Source organism: Nonomuraea aridisoli, assembly GCF_003236395.1.
Classification (GTDB): domain Bacteria; phylum Actinomycetota; class Actinomycetes; order Streptosporangiales; family Streptosporangiaceae; genus Nonomuraea; species Nonomuraea aridisoli.
The window spans coordinates 1-2,956 of the sequence record NZ_POUD01000490.1 but is presented as its reverse complement, the minus strand read 5'-3'; the positions used below and the strand labels follow the sequence as shown (position 1 = coordinate 2,956).

Annotated in this window: 2 protein-coding genes; both read left to right on the top strand. The window is 73.7% G+C overall.

Annotated elements, in window-relative coordinates:
* Window positions 1-506: 506 nt before the first annotated feature.
* Window positions 507-1,556, top strand: coding sequence for a gluconeogenesis factor YvcK family protein (locus C1J01_RS47270; protein WP_438943197.1), 1,050 nt, complete (start codon window positions 507-509; stop codon window positions 1,554-1,556).
* Between the two features lie 71 nt (window positions 1,557-1,627).
* Window positions 1,628-2,608, top strand: coding sequence for a DNA-binding protein WhiA (gene whiA / locus C1J01_RS47265; RefSeq protein WP_111185605.1), 981 nt, complete (start codon window positions 1,628-1,630; stop codon window positions 2,606-2,608).
* Window positions 2,609-2,956 lie beyond the last annotated feature (348 nt).

The window sequence follows — 2,956 nt, the reverse complement described above, 5'->3', positions numbered from 1 at the left end:
CCCCAGCCCCCCTGCCGGCCGGCCACGGTGACGGACCCCGTCCGGCCGGGCGGAGTGACTCTCGCCCTGCCGCATGGGGGGGCGGTACGTCCCGGTACGGCCACTCGGCCGTAGGCGGCGACGCAGACCCCGCGGTTCGCAGTGGGGACGTCGTCCGCCGGGCTGAGCGGGGTGGCCCAGACCTTCCGGATCGGCGTGGGGACGGTGTTCGCCGGGCTGAGCACGGTGGCCGATCCGGCACGGACCGCTCAGGTGAGACGCGCGGTGGTGACGAGGCCGCCGTGGTCGGGTGCGGTGCCGGCGCTTCTTCGATCGGCCCTCGCGCCTATCGCCGTCCGGCCGGCGTTCGGGCTGGTGGGCGTGGTGGAAGTTCTCGAGCCGACGGCGGGGGTAACGGAGTTCGGCCGGTCGGTTATGGTGGCGCATCCCCTTGGGGGCCGGCCGGAGACGGCGGCTCCCCCGTACGGGGGAGTGGTCAGGAGGGCGTGCGGGAGCACGTCCTCGAGATGAATGAGACGCCCGCCCAGGGGGACCTGGCAGCGGGTGTGTGGGAGAGCGGTGAGCGCGTTTTGCGGGAAGAGGTCGGGGCCCGGGCGATTCGCCGTGCCGAACCCGGACACGCCGGGTTCGGTCCCCGGGTCGTGGCACTGGGCGGAGGGCATGGCCTCTACGCCTCCCTGTCGGCATTACGGATGGTCACCGACCGCCTGACCGCGGTCGTGACGGTCGCCGACGACGGCGGCTCCAGCGGCCGGCTGCGCCGCGAGCTCGGCGTGCTGCCCCCCGGTGACCTGCGCATGGCGCTGGCCGCGCTGTGCGGCGACGACGAGTGGGGCAGCACCTGGAGCGAGGTCGTCCAGCACCGCTTCCGCAGCGAGGGCGAGCTGCACGGCCACGCGGTCGGCAACCTGCTGATCGTGGCGCTGTGGGAGCTGCTCGGCGACCCCGTGGCCGGGCTCGACTGGGTCGGCCGGCTGCTCGGCGCGCACGGCAGGGTGCTGCCGATGGCCTCCGTGCCGCTCGACATCGTGGCCGAGGTGGAGCTCGACGGCGTGATCTCGACCATCCGCGGGCAGGTGGCGTGCGCCCTGACCCCGGGACGGGTGCAGGCGATCTCGCTCGTGCCCGAGGACCCGCCTGCGCGTCCGGAGGCCGTCGCGGCGGTGCTGGACGCGGACTGGGTGGTGTTCGGGCCGGGGTCGTGGTTCACCAGTGTGCTGCCGCACCTCAAGGTGCCTGAGCTGGCCAGGGCGCTGCACGCGACCAAGGCCAAGCGGCTGGTCACGCTCAACCTGGCGCCGCAACCGGGCGAGACCGACGATTTCTCCCCCCAGCAACATCTGGAGGTGCTCCGCCAGCACGCTCCCGACCTGTCGATCGACGTGGTGCTCGCCGACACCGGGATCGTGGACGACCCGGGCGCTCTGGAGAAGTCGGTCGCCGCGCTCGGCGGCCGGCTCGTCATGGCCGATGTGGCCGCCGGTGACGGCTCCCCGAGGCATGACCCACGACGTCTTGCCTCCGTCCTGGACGAGATTTTCCTCCAGAAGCGTTGATCCTGGTCGGCGTGGCGCGAAGGTGCGAGAGACTCAAGGGAGCCGGTCTGAATGGGGGAGAGGACTAACGCATGGCGATGACAGGTGTGGTCAAAGACGAACTGAGCCGCCTGCCGGTGCTCAAGCCGTGCTGCCGCAAGGCGGAGGTTTCTACGCTGCTGCGGTTCGCCAGCGGCCTGCACCTGGTGGGCGGGCGGATCGTGATCGAGGCCGAACTCGACACCAACGCCACGGCACGGCGGCTGATCAAGGACATCGGTGAGGTGTTCGGGCACAAGGCCGAGGTGCTCGTGCTCGCGCCCGCCGGCCTGCGCAAGGGCTCGCGCTACGTCGTCCGCGTCTACCGTGACGGCGAGGCGCTGGCCAGGCAGACGGGTCTCATCGACAACCACGGCCGCCCGGTGCGCGGCCTGCCGCGTCAGGTCGTGGCGGGGGGCGCCTGCGACGCGGAGGCGGCCTGGCGCGGCGCGTTCCTGGCGCACGGGTCGCTGACCGAGCCGGGCAGGTCCATGTCGCTGGAGGTCACCTGCCCGGGGCCGGAGGCGGCGCTCGCGCTGGTCGGGTCCGCGCGGAGGCTGAAGATCCACGCCAAGGCGCGTGAGGTGCGCGGCGTCGACCGCGTCGTGGTACGCGACGGCGACGCGATCAGCGCGCTGCTCACCCGGCTCGGGGCGCACGACAGCGTACTGGCCTGGGAGGAGCGGCGCATGCGCCGCGAGGTGCGGGCCACCGCCAACCGGCTGGCCAACTTCGACGACGCCAACCTGCGGCGTTCGGCGCGGGCCGCGGTGGCGGCCGGGGCGCGGGTGCAGCGGGCGCTGGAGATCCTCGGTGACGAGGCGCCGGAGCACCTCGTGGTGGCCGGGCGGCTGCGTGTCGAGCACAAGCAGGCGTCTTTGGAGGAGCTGGGGCAGATCGCCGACCCGCCGCTGACGAAGGACGCCATCGCGGGGCGGATCCGGCGGTTGCTGGCGATGGCCGACAAGCGGGCCTCCGACCTGGGCATCCCCAACACCGAGGCCAACCTCACCGTGGACATGCTCGCCCCCTGACCCGGCCTCGGTGCACGGCGGCGCCGTCAGGCGGACGGCGCTCGCCCGCACTCAGCCGCCGGCTTCGAGGCCGTGTTCCCGGGGCGCGAGGGGGACCGGCCACCGCCGCGAGGCCCGGCCAGGGCTCGGCGGCATTCGCTCCACGCCCGGCCAGGGCTCCGCGGGGTCCGTTGCATTCAGAGCGGGGCCGCGCCGGCCCAGTCGGCTGCTGGTGGCCGGCAGGCGAAGGCGGCGCAGCCGGGACAGGCGCCACGCGGTGCCGGTGACTCGTCAGGGTTGCGGGCGGCCGGTGAAGGAGCCGCGTCAGGGTTGCGCGGGGCCGGTGCGGGGGCCTCGTCAGTCCTGGGT

What these genes read in the sequence shown, in the direction of transcription:
- whiA (WP_111185605.1), top strand. Translation starts at nt 1,628, where the DNA reads ATGGCGATGACAGGTGTGGTCAAAGACGAACTGAGCCGCCTGCCGGTG.
- C1J01_RS47270 (WP_438943197.1), top strand. Translation starts at nt 507, where the DNA reads ATGAATGAGACGCCCGCCCAGGGGGACCTGGCAGCGGGTGTGTGGGAG.